General features: G+C 58.5%; 17 protein-coding genes and 1 tRNA gene. 6 read left to right on the forward strand and 12 right to left on the reverse strand.

The features are described 5' to 3' along the window. The first annotated feature begins 80 nt into the window (after nucleotides 1–80). The 6 genes from Q1A06_RS08185 (at nucleotide 81) to Q1A06_RS08210 (ending at nucleotide 8,201) form a co-directional block, all read left to right on the forward strand. Entirely contained in the window at nucleotides 81–2,078 is a 1,998-nt protein-coding gene (locus Q1A06_RS08185) for a CocE/NonD family hydrolase (protein WP_299561386.1), read from the forward strand. A gap of 114 nt (nucleotides 2,079–2,192) precedes the next feature. Beyond that, nucleotides 2,193–3,800, forward strand: coding sequence for an ABC transporter substrate-binding protein (locus tag Q1A06_RS08190; protein WP_299561390.1), 1,608 nt, complete (start codon nucleotides 2,193–2,195; stop codon nucleotides 3,798–3,800). A gap of 4 nt (nucleotides 3,801–3,804) precedes the next feature. Further along, a complete protein-coding gene (locus Q1A06_RS08195) occupies nucleotides 3,805–4,761 on the forward strand; it encodes an ABC transporter permease (protein ID WP_299561393.1) in 957 nt (318 codons plus the stop codon). Beyond that, the gene (locus Q1A06_RS08200) at nucleotides 4,758–5,573 is read left to right on the forward strand and encodes an ABC transporter permease (RefSeq protein ID WP_299561396.1); all 816 of its coding nucleotides are present in this window, start codon (nucleotides 4,758–4,760) and stop codon (nucleotides 5,571–5,573) included. The genes Q1A06_RS08195 and Q1A06_RS08200 overlap by 4 nt, the downstream gene beginning before the upstream one ends. After that, on the forward strand, nucleotides 5,570–7,207 hold the full coding sequence (locus tag Q1A06_RS08205) for an ABC transporter ATP-binding protein (protein ID WP_299561398.1): 1,638 nt from the start codon (nucleotides 5,570–5,572) through the stop codon (nucleotides 7,205–7,207). The genes Q1A06_RS08200 and Q1A06_RS08205 overlap by 4 nt, the downstream gene beginning before the upstream one ends. A 157-nt stretch (nucleotides 7,208–7,364) precedes the next feature. After that, the gene (locus tag Q1A06_RS08210) at nucleotides 7,365–8,201 is read left to right on the forward strand and encodes an alkaline phosphatase family protein (protein WP_299561400.1); all 837 of its coding nucleotides are present in this window, start codon (nucleotides 7,365–7,367) and stop codon (nucleotides 8,199–8,201) included. Between the two features lie 7 nt (nucleotides 8,202–8,208). Here the strand turns inward: Q1A06_RS08210 and Q1A06_RS08215 are convergent, their stop codons facing one another. The 12 genes from Q1A06_RS08215 to Q1A06_RS08270 all read right to left on the reverse strand — a co-directional run bounded on the left by Q1A06_RS08215 (nucleotide 8,209) and on the right by Q1A06_RS08270 (nucleotide 21,629). Further along, nucleotides 8,209–9,138, reverse strand: a complete 930-nt coding sequence (locus Q1A06_RS08215) for an alpha/beta hydrolase (protein WP_299561402.1) — start codon at nucleotides 9,136–9,138, stop codon at nucleotides 8,209–8,211. Beyond that, nucleotides 9,135–11,012 carry an acyl-CoA synthetase gene (locus Q1A06_RS08220; protein ID WP_299561404.1) on the reverse strand — a complete coding sequence of 626 codons (1,878 nt, stop codon included), beginning with the start codon at nucleotides 11,010–11,012 and terminating at the stop codon, nucleotides 9,135–9,137. Before Q1A06_RS08220 ends, Q1A06_RS08215 begins: the two co-directional genes overlap by 4 nt. Nucleotides 11,013–11,213: 201 nt before the next feature. After that, nucleotides 11,214–11,648, reverse strand: coding sequence for a peptidoglycan-binding protein LysM (gene lysM / locus Q1A06_RS08225; protein ID WP_299561406.1), 435 nt, complete (start codon nucleotides 11,646–11,648; stop codon nucleotides 11,214–11,216). 68 nt (nucleotides 11,649–11,716) lie between these two features. Further along, entirely contained in the window at nucleotides 11,717–13,519 is a 1,803-nt protein-coding gene (locus Q1A06_RS08230; RefSeq protein ID WP_299561408.1) for an ABC transporter transmembrane domain-containing protein, read from the reverse strand. 279 nt (nucleotides 13,520–13,798) lie between these two features. After that, a tRNA-Gly gene (locus Q1A06_RS08235) sits at nucleotides 13,799–13,872 on the reverse strand. Nucleotides 13,873–14,061: 189 nt separating this feature from the next. Then, nucleotides 14,062–15,630 carry a hypothetical protein gene (locus tag Q1A06_RS08240; protein ID WP_299561410.1) on the reverse strand — a complete coding sequence of 523 codons (1,569 nt, stop codon included), beginning with the start codon at nucleotides 15,628–15,630 and terminating at the stop codon, nucleotides 14,062–14,064. A gap of 628 nt (nucleotides 15,631–16,258) precedes the next feature. Further along, the gene (locus tag Q1A06_RS08245; RefSeq protein ID WP_299561413.1) at nucleotides 16,259–17,692 is read right to left on the reverse strand and encodes a hypothetical protein; all 1,434 of its coding nucleotides are present in this window, start codon (nucleotides 17,690–17,692) and stop codon (nucleotides 16,259–16,261) included. A 93-nt stretch (nucleotides 17,693–17,785) separates the two neighbouring features. Further along, nucleotides 17,786–18,727: a hypothetical protein gene (locus Q1A06_RS08250; protein ID WP_299561415.1), complete on the reverse strand. Its 942-nt coding sequence runs from the start codon at nucleotides 18,725–18,727 to the stop codon at nucleotides 17,786–17,788. Between the two features lie 450 nt (nucleotides 18,728–19,177). Then, a complete protein-coding gene (locus Q1A06_RS08255; RefSeq protein ID WP_299561417.1) occupies nucleotides 19,178–19,921 on the reverse strand; it encodes a hypothetical protein in 744 nt (247 codons plus the stop codon). A 5-nt stretch (nucleotides 19,922–19,926) separates the two neighbouring features. Then, complete coding sequence (gene csgH / locus Q1A06_RS08260; RefSeq protein WP_299561419.1) at nucleotides 19,927–20,304, reverse strand: curli-like amyloid fiber formation chaperone CsgH; 378 nt, start codon at nucleotides 20,302–20,304, stop codon at nucleotides 19,927–19,929. A gap of 14 nt (nucleotides 20,305–20,318) precedes the next feature. Continuing rightward, nucleotides 20,319–20,888: a hypothetical protein gene (locus Q1A06_RS08265; protein ID WP_299561421.1), complete on the reverse strand. Its 570-nt coding sequence runs from the start codon at nucleotides 20,886–20,888 to the stop codon at nucleotides 20,319–20,321. A 114-nt stretch (nucleotides 20,889–21,002) separates the two neighbouring features. Continuing rightward, nucleotides 21,003–21,629 (reverse strand): hypothetical protein, encoded by a 627-nt coding sequence (locus tag Q1A06_RS08270; protein ID WP_299561423.1) that lies wholly within the window; start codon nucleotides 21,627–21,629, stop codon nucleotides 21,003–21,005. Nucleotides 21,630–21,644: the final 15 nt, after the last annotated feature.

The raw sequence follows: 21,644 nt of genomic DNA on the forward strand, positions 1-21,644 counted from the left end.
GAAATCCGCGCGTGTCGCCCGTTTATCGCGTTGCGCACCAAGCGATTGACATAACACCGCCCCGCGCTGAGGCTGGCTGTATGACAAATATACCCCCGCCGCACGAAACTCTCATTGAAGATCCAGATCATATCATCGCGCTGTCGGATGGCACGCGGCTTTCGGCACGGCTCTGGCGACCCGAGAATTCCGGGAAAATGCCCGTGCCGCTGATTCTCGAATTTCTCCCCTATCGCAAACGTGATGGCACAACCGCGCGCGACTGCCTCACGCACCCCTATTTCGCCAAACACGGCTATGCCTGCCTGCGCGTAGACATGCGCGGGAACGGCGATAGCGAAGGCATCATGGAGGATGAATACACGGCGCAAGAACTCTCTGACGCGGTCGAGGTCATCAACTGGGCGGCGGCACAGGACTGGTGCACCGGCAGCGTCGGCATGATGGGCATCAGCTGGGGCGGCTTCAATGCCTTGCAGGTCGCGGCACGGGCGCCCGCGCCGTTGAAAGCGATCATCACCCTGTGCTCGACAGTGGACCGCTTCGCCGATGACATCCATTATAAAGGCGGTTGTCTGCTAAACGAGAATCTCGGCTGGGGGGCGACGATGTGGAGCTATTCGAGCCGCCCGCCCGACCCCGCCCTGCGCACCGAATGGCGCGAGATGTGGCTGGAGCGGTTGGAGGCCGAGCCGTTTCTGCCCTCGACATGGCTGCGTCACCAACGCCGCGACGCTTATTGGCAACACGGGTCGGTCTGCGAAGAGTACGCGGCCATAAAAGCAAAGGTGCTGGCATTCGGCGGCTGGGGCGATGCCTACAAGAACGCCGTGCCGCAACTGGTGGAGGCGCTCGATGGTGCCAAGGGAATCGTCGGCCCGTGGGTCCATAAATATCCCCATTTTGCCGTCCCCGAGCCGCGCATCGGCTTTCTGCAAGAGGCGCTTCGCTGGTGGGATCAATGGCTCAAGGGCGAAGATACCGGCGTCGTGGAGGACCCCGATTACCGGGCTTACCTGATGGACGGGCTGCGGCCTGCGGCGTGGTACGACGTGCGGCCCGGTCGCTGGATCGCGGAGCGCGAGGGCGCAACCAGCCACCTGCCGGTGCAGACGCTGCACCTGAATGACGACGGCACGCTGGGCGATGTGCCGCAGACCATCGCGCGCACCGTCTCCTCTCCGGCCCACTGTGGCGCGGCGTCAGGGGAATACTGCGCGATCTGGTTGGGCCCAGAAATGCCGGGCGATCAGCGCGGAGACGACGCGCTCTCTACCGTATTCGACAGCGCGCCGCTGGGCGCGGATATGGATATCGTCGGCGCGCCGCGCATCATGCTCTCGCTCAGTTCCGACAGCGCGCAGGGGCAAATTGCCGTGCGGCTCAACCACATCCATCCCGACGGCGCGAGCAGCCGCATCACCTACGGCGTGCTGAACCTCAGCCACCGCAAAAGCCATGCCGCCCCGCGCGCCATGCAGCCCGGCAAGACCGAGGACATCACGCTCGATCTCGATCACATCGCTTACCGCGTGCCGAAAGGCCATCGGATCAGGGTCGCGATCTCCACGGCGTATTGGCCGCTTGTCTGGCCCGCCCCGGTTGCGGCAACCGTCACACTCGGCAGCGGTACGATCACCCTGCCCCAGCGCCCCACAACAGGCGGTGACGAGGTGAATTTCGCACAGCCGGAAACCGCAACGCCGTGGGAAACAGAAGAGTTGCGCGCGCCAAAGCACATCCGCCGGCAGGAAACCGACATGGTCACTGGCATTCAAACGCTGATCATCGAGGATGATTTCGGCAAGCTGCGCGATCTGGATCATGGTCTGATCAGCGGATCTGTCGCTCGCGAGCGCTGGGAAATCCACCCCGACGATCCGCTCTCGGCGCGGGGAACCTGCCACTGGACAAGCGAGATGGAGCGCGGCGAGATCCGGCTGCGCACCGAGGCGCATTGCGCGATGTGGAGCGACATCGAAAGCTTTCATCTGAGCGCGCGAATAGAGGCATGGGAGGATGGCGAACTGATCTATGCCCGCGACGTCGACGACCGTGTGCCGCGCGACCAGCTCTAGCCAAACGGGGGCATTAGTCCTTGCGACGACCGTTCAAATGCGCAAGTTTAAAGCATCAATTAAATTGGGGCGCACGAAAAAGACGCCCGATTCCAACTGGGAGACACCAAAACAATGAATACCCAAATGAAAGATCTGACGGCCAAGGTCGCAAACGGATTTATGACACGACGGGAGTTCGTCAGCCGCGCAGCGGCGCTTGGCGTGACGGCAGCCGCGGCGAATTCCATGCTTGCCGGCGCCGCCAAAGCAGAGGCGCACGGCACACCCGTCGCGGGCGGTACGTTCCGTATGGGCATATCCGGTGGCGAATCCACTAATACGCAAGACCCAGCAAGCTGGGCGTCGGACGTTCCGCTTCAGATCGGTTTCTTCTGGGGTGAACCGCTGGTCGAGCTGAACCCCAACGGGACGCTGGACGGATTGGTCGCCGAAAGCTGGGAAGGGTCGGCAGATGCCAAATCCTGGACATTCAAGATCCGGGAAGGCATCACCTTTTCGGATGGTACAGAAGTAACCGGCGACGATGTTCTGAAAACGATGGAGCGCCATTCGAACGAAGAATCCAAATCCGGCGCGCTGGGGATCATGCAGGGGATCGAAAGCATGTCTGCCGAAGGCCAGACATTTACCGTTAATCTTGCAATCGGCAACGCCGACCTGCCCTATCTGATGGCCGACTACCATCTGATCATCCAGCCCGGGGGCGGCTTTGACGATCCGGCGGCGGCGATCGGAACCGGACCCTACACCATGACGGAATACGAGCCGGGCGTGCGTGCGGTGGCAACCCGCCGTGACGATTACTGGGCCGGCAGCCAGGAAGAGGTCGCTCACTACGATACGATCGAGTTGATCGTTCTCAACGATGCGACAGCCCGTACCGCCGCGCTGCAGTCTGGTCAGGTAGATGCCATCAACCGCGTCGAGCCGAAGATCGCCAAGCTGCTGGACCGTGCCCCGAACCTGACGGTCAACAACATTGCGGGTCGTGGGCACTATGTTTTCATCGCGCACGTCGATACGGCACCGTTCGACAACAACGACCTGCGTCTGGCGCTCAAATATGCCGTGAACCGCGAGGAACTGGTTGAGAAAATCCTTCAGGGCTACGGCAGCATCGGCAACGACATGCCTATCAACGCGGCCTACCCGCTGTTCGACGAGACGATCCCGCAGCGCCCCTTTGATCTGGAGAAGGCCAAAATTCACTACGAGAAATCCGGTCACGATGGTAGCCCGATCATCTTGCGCACCGCCGATGGGGCGTTCCCCGGTGCCGTGGACGCCGCTGCATTGTTCCAACAGTCCTGCCAGGCCGCCGGTATTCCACTTGAGATCAAGCGCGAGCCGAATGACGGCTATTGGTCCGAGGTCTGGAATGTGCAGCCGTTCTGCTGCTCCTACTGGGGTGGGCGTCCGGTGCAGGATCAGATGTACGCAACCGCGTATCTTTCCACCGCAGACTGGAACGATACCCGCTGGAAGCGCGAGGAGTTCGACGAGATGCTGCTCGAAGCACGGGCCGAGCTAGACATCGCCAAGCGCAAGGAGATCTATTCCAAGATGGGCCGGATGCTGAACGAAGAAGGCGGTGTAATCCTGCCGATGTTCAACGATTTCGTCGATGCCGTCTCGAATGAAGTGCAGGGCTATGTCGGCAACCCGAACGGGCCGCAGAGCTATTGGAAGACGTTCAAGTACACGTGGAAGGCGGCCTGACCCCGTGCATCCGATCGTAACTTTGGTCGCTCAGCGCTTGGCGCTGGGCTTCCTTCTCCTCTTCGCCGCATCCATTCTCATATTTGCCGGCACCACGATGCTTCCCGGCGATGTGGCGCAGCAGATCCTCGGGCAGAGCGCCACCCCCCAAAGCCTTGCGAACCTGCGTGAAGAACTTGGACTGAACGAGCCCGCCCTTACCCGCTATTTCGATTGGCTGAGTGGCGTTCTTCAGGGTGATCTGGGTACCGCGCTGACAAATGGCCGCGACATCGCCGACAGCATCGGCGGGCGTCTCAAGAACACAATGTTCCTTGCATTCTGGGCCGCACTTGTGTCGGTGCCGCTAGCGATTTTTCTGGGCTTGCTGTCCGTCCGCTACAAGGACAAATGGCCGGACAAGCTCATTTCAGCTGTGACCCTGACGACCATCTCAATCCCCGAATTCATGATCGGGTATATCCTGATCTACTGGCTCGCGATCAAGCTGCGCTGGTTTTCGTCCGTTGCCTTGATCAACGACAACATGAGCCTGCTCGAAAAGCTCAATTCCATTGCCATTCCGGTAATTGTGCTGACGCTGGTGGTTCTCGCACACATGATGCGCATGACCCGTGCCGCGATTCTCAACGTCATGCAGTCCGCCTATATCGAGACGGCCGAACTCAAGGGCATGCGAATGCTCAAGATCATTCGCACCCACGCTTTCCCCAACGCGGTCGCCCCCATCGTCAACGTCGTGATGATCAACATGGCCTATCTTGTCGTTGGCGTTGTCGTGGTAGAGGTTGTATTCGCCTATCCCGGCATGGGCCAGTACCTTGTCGATCATGTCGCCAAGCGTGACGTCCCTGTCGTGCAGGCCTGTGGCCTGATCTTTGCTGCCGTCTATATCGGCCTCAATCTGGTCGCCGACATCGTGTCGATCGTGACCAATCCGCGCCTGAGGCACCCGAAATGATCCGTATTCCCCCCGCCGCCCTGATCGGCCTGTTCTTCACCCTCCTGTTCTTCTTCTGTGCGGTTTTCGCGCCTCTGATCGCGCCGTACGGCATGGCAGAGGTCGTCGGCGACGTGTGGGAGCCATCATCGCGAGAGTTCCTGCTCGGCACCGACAGCATCGGACGTGACCTGCTGAGCCGGATGATCTGGGGCGGACGTACGACGATCTTCATCGCGACCGCCGCGACGATCCTGAGCTTTTTCACCGGATCGGTGCTTGGCTTCTTCGCCGCAGTCTCTGGCGGTTGGGTCGATCAGGCGCTGTCACGTTTTGTCGACCTGATCATGTCAATCCCCTCGCTCATCTTTGCGCTGGTGGTACTGTCGGTGATGCCGACGACCATTCTGACACTCATCGTGCTGATGGGATTGCTTGACAGCACCCGGGTCTACCGTCTGGCGCGCGCTGTTGCCGTGGACATCACTGTCATGGACTATGTCGAAGCCGCACGTCTGCGCGGCGAAAAGATTGGCTGGATCATCTTTCGGGAAATCCTACCCAACGCGCTTTCACCTCTTGTCGCGGAGGTGGGTCTGCGCTTCATCTTCATGGTGCTCTTCGTGTCGACACTGTCGTTCCTCGGGCTCGGCGTACAACCGCCGCAAGCGGACTGGGGCGGCATCGTGAAGGAGAACAAGGAAGGGATCAACTACGGCATTCAGGCGGCGCTCTATCCTGCCTACGCCATCGCGGCGCTGTGCATTTCGATCAACCTTGTGGCGGACTGGATTCTGGGCCGCACCACATCGCTGAAAGGAGGCCGCGGATGAGCGAGCCACTGCTAAAGGTGCGCGGCCTCAAAATCGGCGCGACAGTCTATCCCCCCGGCGAGCGGGCCCACGACATCGAGATCGTGCACGGCGTCGATTTTGATCTGGAGGCCGGCAAGGTACTGGGGCTGATCGGCGAGTCGGGTGCCGGCAAATCCACCATCGGCCTTGCCGCACTGGGATACGGACGCGGTGGTGTCGAACTGACAGGTGGTGAGGTCTGGGTGAACGGCCGCGACATCCTGCAATCAGGTATGGCCGATAAACGCCGCCTGCGTGGAGGTGAGGTCACATATGTGTCGCAATCCGCTGCAGCCTCGTTCAACCCGGCCAAGAGGATCATGGAACAAGTCGTCGAAGCCGCTATCAATCAAAAGAAGTTTTCACGCAAGGAAGCCGAGGCGCGCGCGGTCTCCTTGTTTGAAAAGCTGGGGCTGCCCGATCCGGAAACAATCGGATCACGCTATCCGCACCAGGTTTCCGGCGGACAATTGCAACGTTGCATGACCGCTCTGGCGCTGTGCCCTGAGCCGGATCTGGTGGTGTTTGACGAGCCGACGACCGCGCTTGACGTTACCACGCAGATCGACGTTCTGGCAGCGATCAAGGATGCGATCCGCGATACCGGCGTCGCAGCTTTGTACATCACCCACGATCTTGCTGTGGTGGCACAGGTCAGCGATCACATCATGGTGCTGCAACAGGGGGCGATGGTCGAATACGGCACTGCCGACCAGATCATCAACGACCCACAAGAAGAGTACACCAAAGCGCTTGTTTCGGTGCGCTCCATCATCCACGAGGAAAAGGTGCCGAACGATACCCCGGTACTGAGCGTCAAAGACGTCACGGCGCGCTACAGGGGTACTGATTTCGACGTTCTCAAGAACATCACCGTCGACATGTATTCCGGCCAGACCCTGGCGGTGGTGGGAGAGAGCGGTTCGGGCAAATCGACCCTCGCCCGCGTCATCACGGGCTTGTTGCCGCCTCGCGACGGTGAGATACTGTTCGATGGGCGCAGGCTCAGCCCAGATCTGCCGACCCGGTCTCTGGACGACCTACGGGAATTGCAGATGATCTACCAGATGGCCGATACGGCGATGAACCCGCGCCAGACCGTAGGGACGATCATCGGACGCCCTCTGGAATTCTATTTCGGGCTGAAAGGAAAGGCGAAGCAGCAGCGGATACAGGAGCTGCTCGACGAGATCGAGCTCGGCGAAGGATTTCAGGACCGCTATCCAGCGGAACTATCGGGTGGTCAGAAACAACGTGTCTGCATCGCGCGTGCGCTTGCAGCCAAGCCAAAGCTGATCATTTGCGACGAGGTGACAAGCGCGCTCGATCCTCTTGTGGCGGACGGCATACTCAAGCTGTTGCTGAACCTTCAGAAGGTTGAAGACGTAGCCTATCTGTTCATTACCCACGATCTGGCGACGGTGCGCGCTATCGCGGACAGTATCGCAGTGATGTATCAGGGTGAAGTTGTACGGTACGGCCCAAAATCGCAGGTACTCTCGCCTCCCTTCGACGCCTACACTGATCTATTGCTCAGCTCGGTGCCGGAGATGAAGATCGGCTGGTTGGAGGAAACCATCGAGAACCGCAGAATGGAGAGTGCCGGAAACTGAGCTGACCGGATTTTTCGAAAAATCCGCTGCGGAATTTGTTTCAAATTCCGGATCTGCAGCGCGCTATTCGCGGAATATCAGATCCAGCGGCGGGTTTATCCCGAAGTGTATCTCACATTCATTCGACCATGCCACCTTCGGGTGGAAGGAGCTGCCGATGGACAACAAACTGCTTCTCATCATTCTCGACGGGGTGCCTTACCGCAACTGGCGCCGCTTGTTCGGCAATCTGGAGGGATGGGTGGACAGCGGCGACGCGCGCATATGGAAGATCCGAGCGGTTCTGCCGTCCATCTCCGCGTCCTGCTACGCGTCCATTCACACCGGCGTAGCTCCTGCTGTGCATGGTTGTACAGGTAACGGCAATGTCTTCCGACTTGGCCAACCTGACGTATTCTCGCAGGTCCGGGCCGGCGGCGGTGTCACCGGCGCAGTGGCACACAGTTTCTGGTCGGAATTCTTTAACCGGCATCCGTTCGACTATGTCCGGGACATCGAGTACGACGAAGCCGACAGTGATACTATCAACCATGGCCGCTTTCATACGATGACAGGCTACAGCCAGGCCAACCAGATGACCCCGTCCGATGTCGATCTGTTTGCCACACTCACAAACCTCTGCCTGCGCTTCGGTCTGAATTACGGAATGTTGCACACGTGCACGCTCGACAGCATGGGCCACCGGTTTTTCCATGAGTGCCAAGAGATGGACCACGCCTGTCTGGTGATGGACGAGATGCTGGCGCCGTTCATTTCCAAGTGGCGGGCGGCGGGGTATGAAATCATCGTCACTGCGGACCACGGGCAGGATGCACGTGGTCACCATGGGGGGCGGGATTCTTTGCAGCAGGAAGCTGCGCTCTACTATTTCGGCCCGGCGGAAGGGCCCGCTGGAGCAGAAGTGATCGACCAGCTTCAGCTTGCTCCGACGATCCTGACGCGTCTTGGCGCCCCCATCCCCGACACGATGACGGCAGGGAGCTTCTTGACCTAGCCTTAGCTTAGTAGGGCCAGTCGCCCCGCCCCAAAACGGTCACCGCTTCGCAAACCCGATCAAACAAAGCATCGGCGCGCGTACTCATCGTACGGGCGCGCAGACAGCCGTGCACCAGACCCGGCTCGTTGAACCAGACCGCCCGCCCGCCTGCCGCCATGATTTCGTTGCGATAGCTTTCCCCGTCGCTCGCAAGCGGATCGCAGGCTGCCGTTACGATCACGGTTGGCGGCAGCCCTGCGAAATTGGTATCCTGAAGCGGGGCAAAGCGCGGGTCGTCCTCTGGCGGAGCCTTTCCGCCCAAACGCACCGTCTGATAAAACGCCATATCGCGCGTCGTCAACTCCGGCGCGTCTGCGTGCTCGACATAGCTTCCTTTCGAGCGGTCGCCACCAAGTCCCGGATAGATCAGCACCTGCCCCGTCACGCGGCTGCGGGCCTGATGGGTCACCGCCGCCGCCAGATTGCCGCCCGCGCTGTCGCCCACCATGATCAGGCGGCCGGGATACCGCGTCTCGATTGCCTCGAACGCTGCACGCGCATCGTTGTAACAACCCGGGAACACCGTCTCGGGCGCAAGTCCATAATCTACAGAGACAACCCGGAAACCGGTCCTCGCGCATATCTCAGCACAGACATCGTCGTGGCTGTGCAATCCTCCGACAACAAATCCGCCACCGTGGTAATAGACAACGGTGACCTGAGACGCACCGTCCGCCACCTCGTACCGCCGGCACGCCACACCGCCGAACGCCTCGTCCCATGACCGCATGCCGTCCGGTCGTCCGGCATGGAATTCCGCGCACATTGCATCATAGACGGCACGCTGCTCAGAGATTGTCAGATCAACCGCGTCAGGGGGGTAGAATGCAGCACCCCTTGCGATATAGGCCCGTATCTCATCGTCCAGAAGCGTGCCGTAGTCGGGCGGGATCACGCAGGCTCCCACTGTGTCACGAAATCACCAAGCACGTTGCCCACAGCGTCCCTATCCGCGCCATGCATCGCAACCGTCGCGACCAGTCCACGCTTTTTGTCGTCGATCACGCTCTGGACCCGGGCGGCGACGCCCGCCTTCTCCAGCGCGCCGTCGAAAACGCGCGTGATTGCGAGGCGGCGCAGGTCGGGTTTGAAGATCTTGCCGACGGCCGTTTTGGGCAGCTCGTCCATGATGGTCATATGTTTAGGCTGTGCTGCACGTTCGTGTACCTTCGCCTTGCAATACTCCATCAACTCCTCGACTGTCACCTCGGCGCCGCCGACCAGCTCGACGAAGGCGCAAGGCACCTCGCCCGCATGCGCGTCGGGCTGGCCGATCGCACCGGCAAAAGCCACCGCGTCGTGGCCCAACAGCGCCTCTTCAATCTCGGCGGGATCGATGTTGTGACCGCCACGAATAATCAGATCCTTCGCACGTCCGGTGATCCAAATGTACCCGTCCTCGTCCTTGCGTCCCAAATCGCCGGTCCGCAGGTACTTGCCGTCGTAGTAGAGGTCTTTGTTCTTGTCGTCCTCGGTATAGGTATGGCCCGGGAAAATGCCGGGATTCGCCACGCAGATCTCTCCGATCTCATCGACGTCCGCGTCAATCGGACCGTTCGGCGTTCCCTTGATGATGCGCACGCGGCTATAGGGATACTCGATCCCGACTGAGCCGACTTTTTTTACACCATCTGTCGGGTTGCACGACACCAGGCACGTGGCTTCGGTCAAACCATACCCTTCCACGAGCGTGATGCCTGTCGCCTTCTCGAACCGTCGGAACAGCTCCAGCGGCAGGGGCGCAGAGCCTGAGAATGCAACCTTTACCCGGCTGATGTCCGCATCGATCGGTCGCTGCATCTTGGCCGAAATCGCGGTGGGTACCGTGATGATGAACGTGACCTTCCACCGCTCGCAGAGCTTCCAGAAATTGTCGAATACGCCCTCACCTCGGTAGCCTTGAGGCGTCGGGAAAATGACATGCGCTCCGGAATGAATCGCGCCCATTAACACTGGGTGGCAGGCAAAAACGTGAAACAGCGGCAGCGGGCACATCGCCACGTCTTCCTCGGTATAGAGCAGCCGCTGGCCGACCCACCCGTTGTAAATCATGCCGGAGTACTTGTGCTGCGCGACCTTGGGCATGCCGGTCGTGCCGCCGGTGTGGAAATAGCAGGCGACACGGTCTTCCTGAACATCCTCGAATTGCAGTGTCTTCGGCTGCTTTTCCATCTCGGTGTTGAGGTTCTTGTAGGTCGCCTGATTTTGCACACTGCGCTTGGGCCGGACGAGCGGCACGATATATTTCTTCAGACCTGTAAGATAGCGCAACAGGTCGACCTCAAGCACGGTTTTGACATTCGGCGCGAGCGACACGGCCTCGGCAGTCTTGTCCGCCACATCGGTCTTGGGGAACGGTCGCAGCGTCACGACAACCTTGGCATTCGTCTCGCGCAGGATCGATCCGATCTGTTCAGCATCGAGCAGCGGATTGATCGGGTTGGCGATCCCGGCGATGGCGCCACCGATCAATGTCAAAGCCGTCTCGTTGGTGTTGGGCAAGACATAGGCGACAACGTCGTTCGGCCCCACGCCCAGACTGCGAAACAGGTTTGCAAGCTGCACGGACTTATCGTGAAACTCCTGCCACGTCAGTGTTTCCGCGTGATCGGTTGGTCCCGAGAAAAGCTGGTAGCTGGTGGCGTTGTGTTTGGGAAATTTCGCTGTCGTATCGGCAAGCAGACTGTACAGCGTCTTGTGCAGATCGCGCTCTTCCCATGCGCTTTCCGCCTCGATGGCGTCGCGATCTGCAATTCCAGAAAATCCCATGTCGTATCCTCCCCGGGCTGCCGCTTCTGCGGCTTGTCCACATTATCGCGTTACGATGACGCCGCGACGAACGAAGATCAAGCGGAGGCTGGCTGAAATGGGTCCCCGGAAGGCAGGTTGCCTGTACGTCACGTTTACAAGAACGCGGCGCCCGGCGGGTGGCCGCCCCCCGCACCGACGACGGGGAAGCGGCGCAGCATCTCAGGGCGCAGGCGGAATACGCAGGACCTGACCGGGATAGATCTTGTCCGGGTGCGACAGCATCGGTTTGTTCGCCTCGAAAATCTTTTCGTAATGCGCACCGTTGCCAAGCGTTTTCTCGGAGATCGCCCAAAGCGTGTCACCGGTTTGCACGGTGTGGAACCGGGGCTCACCATCGCCGCCCTCCACATTATCCTCGACTGCGGCGACGCCCTCGACGTTACCCACGGCCAGGATGACCTTTTCGCGCATTTCCTGGCTTAGGGCTTTGCCTGTCACCCTGACCTTGTCACCTTCGACCTTGATGTCGATACCTTCGGCCTCCAGGCCGAGGCCTTTCAATTCGTCTTGCAGCGCAGCGCCCGAAACTTCGGCATCGTCGTCGCCACCGAACACTTTTTTGCCCGCACCTTTAACGAAACTCCACAAACCCATCTCGATACTCCTTCTGGTGAATTGTACCGGGCAAGTGTTCACCTGACGCGGATGCGGCGCAAGGGGAATTACTCTGCCGCGAGACCGTCGGTGAATTGCAGGCGGGCCAACCGGGCGTAAAGGCCGCCCTTTGCCACAAGCGCATCATGGGTGCCGGTATCGACGATCCGCCCTGCTTCGAGGACGACAATCCGGTCGGCTTTTTTCACAGTCGCCAGACGGTGCGCGACGATCAGCGTCGTGCGGTCCTGGCTGAGGTCTTCGACGGCTGCCTGCACGGCACCTTCACTCTCGGCATCCAGCGCGCTTGTCGCCTCGTCCAGCAGCAGCACGGGGGCCGCGCGCAGGATGGCCCGTGCAATCGCGATCCGTTGTTTTTGTCCACCCGACAGCATCACACCGCGCTCGCCCAGATAGCTGTCGTAGCCGTCTGGCAACGCCGCTATGAATACATGCGCGGCCGCCGCACGCGCCGCCGCCTCGATCTCCTCGTCGCTGGCGTCGGGGCGTCCGAAGCGGATGTTGTCGCGGGCGGAAGCCGCAAAGATCACCGGATCCTGCGGCACCAGCGCGATTTGCCTACGGAACGCGTCACGCTCGAGATCGCGCAGATCGACACCGTCAAAGGTGATGCGACCGGATTGCGGATCGTAAAAACGCAGGATCATCTGGATGATCGTCGTCTTGCCGGCACCTGACGGGCCGACGAAGGCCACCGTCTCTCCCGGTTTGATGTCAATGCTGATGCCGTCGAGGGCGGCGATTTCAGGACGTGCGGGATAATTAAAATGGACGTTTTCGAACAGAATGTGTCCCTGTACCGGCTCCGGCAGTGTTTTCGACGGCGCCGGGTCCTGTACCGGGTCTTCGCTTTGCAAGAGATCGACAAGACGTTCGGTGGCCCCTGCGGCGCGTTGCAGCTCGGACCAGATCTCGGACAGGGCGGCCACACCACCGGCGACCATCACGGCATAAATCACGAACTGCACCAGTGCGCCAACGGTCATGTCGCCCGCCCGCACATCGCGCGCCCCGATCCAGAGCACGCCAACAACGCCGCTGAATACCAGAAAGATGACGATCGTGGTCAGAAACGCCCGCGTGCGAATGCGGCGGCGCGCGGCATTGTACGAGCTTTCGGTCATCTCTGCGAACTGGCGGCGGCTTGCGGCTTCGTGTGTGAACGCCTGCACAGTCTGCACGGAACTCAGGCTTTCAGATGCGTTACCAGAGGACGCAGCGATCCAATCCTGGTTCTCGCGGCTGATCACGCGCAGCTTGCGACCCAGCACCAGAATAGGCACGATGACCGCGGGCACGATCAACAACACCATCAGCGTCAGCTTGGCCGAGGTCAGCATCATCAGGATCAGGCCACCGGCGAAAAGCAGGATATTGCGCAGCGCGATCGACACGGACGAGCCGATGACACTGAGGATAAGCGTCGTATCGGTGGTAATCCGGCTCAACACTTCGCCGGTCATGATTCTTTCGTAGAAGACCGGGCTCATCCCGATCACACGGTCAAACGTAGCCTTTCGGATGTCGGCGACGACGCGTTCGCCGAGCCGTGTCACAAGCGCATAGCGCAGTGCCGTACCGATGGCGAGAAGACCCGCGATGACGAGGGCCGCGATAAAGTACTGATCAAGAAGCTGCGCATCGCCACCCTGAAAGCTGTCGACCACCCGCCGCACCGCGAGAGGCAACGTGAGCGAGATCATGGCGGTGATTACAAGCGCGGAAAGAGCAGCCACCAACAATACACGGTACGGGCGGACAAACGGCACCAGCGCGCCCAAGGCGCTGATCTTGCGCGACCGTTCGCGTTCTTCGTTTTGGGTTTGCGGGGGCGTCGGGCTGTCCGCCATGCGCTGTCCTTTTCATCACCTTGCAGCGCTTCATGGCGCGCACGCTCGCCGGGGTCAAGCGTCCGCCGGTTGCAGATGCTGGCAATTCGGGCACAACGGTCAGCCGGGCGGCTGAGATCGGGGCGAAGCCAACGAACGCCTCTCCTAATGACAAATTTTATAGAAGGGTCCTGATATTTTCGGAATCCGTGAGGGCCCGACATCTCTGCACAATTGGGTGGGGGGCTCTCAAATACCGGCAGCGGTCACTCATTTCGCAGCTTCAGTTATGCCGTAAAATGGAGCGGGCGGCGGGAATCGAACCCGCATCATCAGCTTGGAAGGCTGAGGTCTTACCATTACACAACGCCCGCGCAACACGAGCGGTAGTATTTCATCACCGTGAGGGCGTCAAGGCCGCCAAACGTCCTGTGGACCAAACGTCGCGCGGAATCGTCGGTACGGTGCAGCAAGGAAAACGCAAATTGCCGCGCCCCGGATACGGGACGCGGCTGTCTCGAACGCGTACCCCTGTTGCGGGGCACGCGTAGCTTAAAGAAGCGTTATTGAGTTACGCCCATGTTGTTGAAGCTGCCGGTCTGGGAGAAGTTGGTTGTGTTGAAGCTTCCCAACTGAGCAACGACTGCCTGGTTGTTGTTCCCACCGGAAATGCTACCGACGATCACGTTGTTGTCCCCTTGCTGCAAAGTTGCAAACAGATTGCTGTCGCTTCCGGCGCCAAGTGCACCGACATCAAGCGTCAGCTCGTTGCCTGTACCATGCTGCCAGAGGCGGCCACGACCAAACGTCAGACCCGTCACAGCATTCGCATCGTTGCGCGCAGAAAGCGCATCATCGGTGAAGAACGAGCCGGAGTTGTTGTTGAAGCTACCGTACAGATTGACCGTCATCGTGTTGCTGTCACCCCAACGCTGCTGAGCGCGCAGAACGTTCGAGTCACCTGTAACGTCCAGCGCAGCAGTGCTTGAGTTTCCATCGACCCAAAGCGACGTGTCGTTGTCGTTGCCGGTCTGCATCAGGCGCGCCCGGTTCATGTCACCAATTACATCGGCGGACGCGAGGTTGTTGTTACCCTCTTGCACGAAACCGATGCTGTTCATATCACCTGTGACCGTCGACAGCGAGATGACGTTGAGATCGCCAACCTGATCGGAACTGAACGAGTTCAGATCGCCGGTGATGACAATGCCAAGCGAGTCGTTGCTGTCGCCCCGCTGATGGACACCGAAATCGTTGTCGTTGCCCATGATGTCGAGGCTTGCTTCGTTGAAGTTTCCACGCTGGGTCACAGTGGCGCTACGCAAGCCGACGCTCCAAGGAGCACCACCTGCGCCAGCGCTGAATGCGGTTTCCGCGCCGGAATAGTCACCTGTCAGCGATCCACGTCCGTTGTTGTCGCCTGACATCACGACGGAGATGTCATTGAACGTGCCGTTGGAATAGCCGGTTGGGCCAGTGCCATACTGGAACGTGCTGACCGCGTTGTTCTCGCCGGTCTGCTGAATGTCGGTGTTGTTTCCGAGACCAAGCTGCCAAGCATAGCTGACGACGTTTCCGTCACCTGTTGCCTGCAAAATGTCGAGCGTGTTTACCGCCTCGGTTCCCGTTCCGGAGAAACGCTGGTCGACGCGATCAATCAGGTTGTTGTTCGAACTTTGCGTCATGTTCGCGATGTTTGTGCTGGCAGCAGTCGTCGTCGCAGTTGCGGTTTGGCGCAAGCGGTTAGCCCTGTTGTTGTCACCGGACTGGTCCAAATCGGCGATGTTGGATTTGCCGGTCTGAATGAATTCGTTGCCACTTCCGGCCCGGTTATTGTCACCCGACTGCGACACATCCAGATTGTTGTCGTCGCCATCCTGAAGCATGCTGTTCGCACTTGTCGTACCTGCGGTGTTATTGTCACCGGCCTGTACCACCAAAGCATCATTTGATGTGCCATTCTGAGAAAGGTACGTTGTGTTTGTGTCAGCCATCGCAACGCTGCCCAAGGCAGTCAATGCGGTGGTGACAAGAGCGATATTCCGAAATTTCATTTTATTCTCTCCGAGTTGATCGCGCGCCGAATGTGGCGCTTTGTGTATTTCCGCCGATAGAACTTGGGCGGTCTGCAAATCAGGATTGTGAGTCTAATTTTTTCTGGACGATCAGGAGTAGATCGCAGCGAATCCCCCGTCTCTTTCCAAAATTCTTACTATTCGAAAGGTACGTCTATTACGGCTTTCGGTGATCCCCCTCATTCCCTGTCCAATTTATGCCATATTCTAAACACGAATTAAACATTCGCCTTAACGGAATCAAAAGATTCAACTTCTGGTTACTAAACAGCCGTCGCTTCCGTCTCTTCTCCCTTTATGCGCGAATTGAACAAAGGATAATTAGCTAAGCGGCTGCACTTTGTTTCCAATCCCCCAAATTTCTTCGGGAGCCGCCGCAAATGGCGATTCGGAACTGTGGCACTATTCGATTGAAACTCGCTGCTCTGCGCATGCTCGGAATGGGTGCATGGGGTGGTGCCCCTGCCTTGGGATTCAACCGGGACACAACGGCCAACACACTCGAATGAATGACTTTTCATCCGGAATCCCAGCCGCCGCGCCGGAAACTGCCCTCGCATTTCAGTGAAATAGAAAATCATCTAAATGAGTTAGACGGTACTATTCGATACGTTGTTCCCGCAATACGAGAACTGCGCAATCTGGACGCGAACCGATCAATAGGATTGATTACCGAAAAGAATGCTTACTGACGGATGAGCGCGCCATTACCCTTGCCGGACTGCCGCAGATCGGTGAAATTCTGTGCGCCGGTTTGCTGTACCGCAGCCTGGTTGTTGGACCCGATGATAGAGGTCAGCAATTCGTTATCATCCCCGTTCTGGATAAACGCGAACAGGTTGGAATCGCCGAATACATCGACTACAGTGGTGTTGTTTTCCCCTGTCTGGACGAAATCACCATCCAGCAGACCCGTTGCGCCTGCGTAATTGAAAACGCCGGCATTGTTGTTGTTGGATCCGGTGATACTCAGGGAAAAGCTGTTCTCGCCCCGCTGCGTCAGCCGGCCGATGTTCTGGTCGCCGGTAATGCTGGCTGTTGCGGTCGTGCGTGTGGCGCCCGTCGCACCGTCGTAGTCTTGCAAGCCGGTAAAGTCGTTTTCGTTCCCCTGCACCGTCACGTTGATATCGTTGGTGCCCATTTGTACCAGAAGTATCCGGTTCCCGTTCCCACCCAGCGCAGGACCACGGGCAGGCAACAATGCTGAATTGAGGTTCACGTATGCCGTGTTCGTTCCCATCTGATCGACGCCGACGTTGTTTTCGTTTCCGTCCACCGGACCCATCTCGAATGTGTTCTCTGTCCCGTCCTGACGCAAGCCAAGCTGGTTCCCGTCGCCGTTCAGAGTGATCAGGTCCGCGCGGTTCCGCAGGCCCTGCTGGCGCAGACCGAAACGGTTGTCGCTGCCCGTGATCAGCATGTCGATGTAATTGCCGTTGCTGCGCCGGTCTTCGTTGCCCAGGGACTGGATGATACCGTTGTCCGTGGTGATCGGAATATCGGCATAGTCCGACAGTGCGATACGGCCGTTGTTTGAACCGGTCATGCGGACGGTTATTGTATTGCGATCCGCGTCCACGGCGCTGTTCGAAAGCTGTTCAATCACAGTGACTACGTTGTCGGGACCGGTCTGTGAAACCGTCGCGATCTGGGGAGCTTGGCCGTCCTGCTGGATCTGGCGTACCGCACCCACACGGTTACGGTCTGCCCCGGTCTGCCGGATTTCAAGCGTGTTTGCCCCGTTCGCCACCCCACCGAGGGACTGCTGCTGGATTGATCCGACCACATTACTATCGCCGGACTGCTCAATCAGGATACGGTTGAAAATATCCTGCGTATTCAATCTGCCAAGCTGCGTCACACCGTCTGCGCCCAAACCGATGCTGTTCTGCGTTCCGGTTTGCGCGGTGTCGATATCGTTGTAAATACCGTCCTGAAGCATCGGACGATCATCGGCACCGGCAAAGTTCCGGGTGCCGGTCTGATCGATCAAGGCACTGTTATCGCTTCCGATCTGGTCGATGACCGCGATGTTGTCGGAGGTGGCCTGCGCCAGCGCCGCTGTCGATACAGCCGTTAGAAGGCCTGAAATCGCGCATACAGTTGTCAAAATTCGCATAGCTTGGTGCCTCGGCTCCTGGCGTAATCATCGCCGTATCAATATCGTTTCTCCGCGCCCGAACCATCGGGTGCTGCGTTTGTCGGTTCAGCCTTACTGGGAGATGCCCGTGTTGTTAAAGCTGCCGGCCTGCGCAAACTGTGCTGCGTTGGTGCTGGTGAATTGCGTAACCACGACTTGGCTGCTGTCACCCGTGATCATGTTTCCGCGTCCTTCCTGCAGCGTCGCGGACAGGTTGTCATCGCCGTCATCCAACGCGCTGCCAACGGTGAGAGTGACGAGCGTTTGAAACCGGCCGTTGTTATTGCCTGAAAGAACGACGCGCATGTCGTTCGCCGATCCGTCCTGATCCGCCAGAGTCGTCAGTTTGTTCCCGCCGGTTTGCCGCAAATTCATGGCGTTCGTATCCCCTGACTGCGAAGTGGTATCTACCTCATTGCCGTCCAGATCCCGCTGGACGAGCCGCAGCTCGTTCGCATCGCCGCTAGAGCCGGCACCGGTGTATCGCTGGGTGATCTTGCCGATGATATTGTTGTCGGACCGTTGACGTACCGTCGCGTTGTTGGTGTCTACGATTGAGCTGTTTGGCCCCATGACTCGACGCAGAACGTTTTGCTGGTTGTTGTTCCCGGACTGGAGCAAGTCATAGGCATTGAAGTTGGCGGTTTGCCGGAAAATACGAGGCAGCCCGTTCAGACCGGCACCAGCGATGTTGTTGTTGTCGCCGGTCTGACGGACATCCAGATCATTGTCATTACCCGCTTGCAGAATAGACTGCCCTACCGCACCGCCGGACACATCGGCCGAACCTGCAGTATTATTGTCACCCCGGTTTTGAGAAACCGACGCGGCGTTGCGTTCACCGTTCTGCAACATATTTGATGTGTTTCCATCCGCAAAAGCCACGGAAAGGCTCACCGACATTGCTGCCGTGCTGACCAAACTGACTTTTGTTAACGACATGTTAATACTTTCTCGTCTAAATTCGTCTGTAGCACTGCGCCTATGGAACAGGATATGGCTTCCGATACGCACTCAAATGCGAAGTCGCTGCCCGTTCAGGCGTCACAGCATGTGCCGATCCCCGTAAATATTACCGATACCAAATTAAATACCTGCGACCCCCCCCCCCGGGGCGCGCAGCGTCAGAACACTGATTAAGTTTTCATTAAACGAGCGCGAACTTCCACCTAAATCTGGGCTATTGAGACGTATTTCTGCCATCTCCCCGCCACATTCTACTCAGAATAGAAATTGCCTGAATAGCTATCGCTGAATACCGGCAATGTTCAGGATGTCATCGAAACAAGGTGGCGACGAAAAAGCTATTGTTCAGAAATTCCACACAAAACCGATTCGTTGAAACTGCAGAACAGGTCGACAAAAACGCGATTCTTCAGAACCTTCCAACCCACATCATTCGCGCCAAGCTTCGAAGAAACAGAGAATGCTCCAGCACACGATTATTGCAGATTCGTGTGCCGCCTATTCGCCTGCGCACTCAGCGACATATGTCATGACCGGCCATTCTCCGCTCCGAATTGCGGTTTTCGCAATCCAGCCGTCTGTTTCACCGAATCTTGCGCGACACCAGAAGCCGTCGGATGCACGCAGACAGGCGTTCACCTTCAGACAGACCTTCTCAGGCAGGCTTCCGATAATGCTTGCATCCCCGCGCGGTTGTGCCCTGACGTTCAGGGCGGTCAATGTAGAAACTTCGCCCACACCGTCGGAAAACTCGGGCAACGCCAGATCAGATTGGACGACACAATCGTCTGAATAGCCTTTAAAAATGCACTTGTGCTTGGCAATTGCAGCAGACATCGCCCGAGTCAGGCTCGTGCCTTCACGACGCTCCAGGATGAAGGGATCGCCGGACGGCAACGATCCGGAAATCCGGAACTGATTTCCTCCCAGACTGCCCAACTGCTTTCCATCGTCGGTCAACAGAACAATCTGCCCCTCTTCTATGCGCCACCGCGCTGTTTCGCTGACGGGATCGATACAGTTCGCCGCGCTGACTTTCGCGTCCGTCGGAGCAGGCAGGGACACCATACAAGGCGCGTCCCCGGTGCTGTACGCCGGTTCAAACGAATACCACTCTCCGGAAAATGCAGTCCGAAACTCTTCAACAGTCTGCGCGCCAGCCAACTTTGGGATATGCATCAAAACAGCCGCCACAATCACAGGAAATGGCATTGCGAAAGCAATTTTTTCTATAAATTTCATTTGGTTCACTTTTTGGATGGGTCAGGTATCTCGATCGTGGACACTGCCACGACACGGTTCTCCAACAGGATCTCGAACAGGATAACAAGATGATCTTCGGGTGTGGCGGAAAAATTCGAGGTGGCGATGATGGCACGTTCACCCTTCGAAACCATGGCCTCGCCAGACTGCACGATCTTCAGTGATCCCGATTTGCCCGTGCGAGTGACTGAAATGCGACCGTCGAATGTAGCGTCTGCGGTATCCTGACCCAACACGATGCCGACCACCTCGTAGCCGCCGTTCGTCGCCGAAATATCAATGAGGGGAAGCGGCGCTGCGGACAGTCCACCGATTGGCAACAGCAGCGCGGGAGCGGCCATGAGTACTTTTGAGAGTGACATCACCCGACCGCCGCTCAGTTGCTTCCGATTGTTCTTTGCTGAATGGTGATTGATCCGCCTGTGTTGCTTATCACTTGTACGGGCGCACCTGTCGCTGCGGTCGTTGCATTGTTCGAGCGCAATGTATACGAAACGCCGACGTTCTGTCCGGACACTTCGAGACTGTTGTCATTGTTATCGCCGATCTGTTCCAGTCTCCCGCTCGCGCCGCGAGACGCGCGTACCGATCCGAAATTCCCGTCGCCGTCCTGAAGCAGTGTCGCACTACCACCGAGGTCAGCGTTCAGAATCGCGGAATTTCCCACACCGAGTTGTTCGAGAATGGCTGTGCCCCCGTTCAGGACGGTGATTTCAGCATCGTTCCCGCCGGTCTGGCCCTGGGTCGTCTGGGTCAGCCCGATGGCGCTGGCGACGGCATCCCCGCTTTGGATCAACCTGGCGGTATTCGCGCCCCCGATCTGTCGGGCCGGTTGCTGGAGAGATAGACCACCGTTTTCGGTGCCGCCGATCGACGCGTTCGACGCGTCGGATTGATCAATGAAAAGGCTGTTGCCCGACAGCGGATTCACGGTCGAATCCTGCATAACGAAAACGCTGTTGTTGTCGCCCGCATACGAGGCGGTGGCACAACAAAGGGAAAGTGCGGCTGAGAAAATTGAAAACTTCATGACATCCACCAAAAATAAATTTCGGCTATCTTACCATGATGTTTGAGAAATGCCCAGATTGTTGTTTGACCCGCTCTGGTTGTAGGCCGCGACGTTTGCGCTTCCGGCCTGGTAGACCGCGCTCACGTTATTCACCCCCGTGACGGTCGCAGTCAGCATGTTTCCGAGGCCGGATTGATACGCTGCAGCAAGGTTCGAAGTGCCGCTTAACGACACGTCCATGGTATTGTTCGCACCGACCTGAACAAAGGTTCCGGGCGCGAGCGATGCGGGCGCGAAGGTACCGGCATCGGGTAGGAAGTCGGGAACCAGCGCCGTCGCTGGCCAGCTTTCGCCCAGGCCGCCATTTTCCGTGCCGTTCAATACGATCGTCATGCGGTTGGTTGTTCCACGCTCCGAGGCGCCGCTGGTGTGTACCTCGTTACTGGCGTCGTCATTGATCAGCGTCAGACCGTTCTCTGTCTGAGACAGTTCCTGTTGCGGCTGTGATCCATCCAGTGGGAGCAGTAGGTTTCCGTTCGCAAGGCTCCCCTCGAGCGGTTGTGCGCCGACGGCACGCGGCTGGCCGAAACACAAACCAAGCCCAACCAAAGCGATCAACAGAGTCGTTGATCCGCCGGTCCGGGCGCGCATCTTTCGCTTCGTGGTTGTGGACATCTTCGTGCTCCTTCT

It is taken from the genome of uncultured Sulfitobacter sp. (assembly GCF_947497275.1).
Classification (GTDB): domain Bacteria; phylum Pseudomonadota; class Alphaproteobacteria; order Rhodobacterales; family Rhodobacteraceae; genus Sulfitobacter.